Annotated in this window: 1 pseudogene; it reads left to right on the top strand. The window is 61.3% G+C overall.

The features are described 5' to 3' along the window. Nucleotides 1-149: 149 nt before the first annotated feature. Nucleotides 150-377: pseudogene (locus tag EN861_RS35930) on the top strand (hypothetical protein); the annotation flags it as partial.

Here is a 377-nt window from a genome sequence, read left to right as displayed (position 1 = left end):
ACGCCATGCCGATCGTCGCCGGCTTCTTTGCCGAAGGCAAAACCTGGACAAGCTTCGGCAGTTTCCGCCTTGGCGGCCTGTCGAAAGTTTTCGCTGTCATCGTCATGATCGGCACGGTTCTGGTCACGATTGGCGGTCATGCCTTCGTCGTGTCCATTCCCAGCTCGCCGGGCGACGCCGCGGCCAATCCGCCTGTCCCTGCCTCGGACTTTGTGCCGGGTCTTTGGTACTATTCGGTCGGCTTTGCGATCATCCTGGCAATTCTCTGGTTCGCCATTGAAAACCGCCGCTTCCAGGGTCCGCCCATCGGCGAGGCGGCAATCGCCAAGCGCAAGGCAGTCATCGCAGCTGCCGAAAAGGCTGTCGGCGAAACTGCC

It is taken from the genome of Mesorhizobium sp. M8A.F.Ca.ET.218.01.1.1 (assembly GCF_004791165.1).
Classification (GTDB): domain Bacteria; phylum Pseudomonadota; class Alphaproteobacteria; order Rhizobiales; family Rhizobiaceae; genus Mesorhizobium.
Note: the sequence above shows the minus strand (reverse complement) of the source record. Positions and strands in the feature narration are given on the sequence as shown.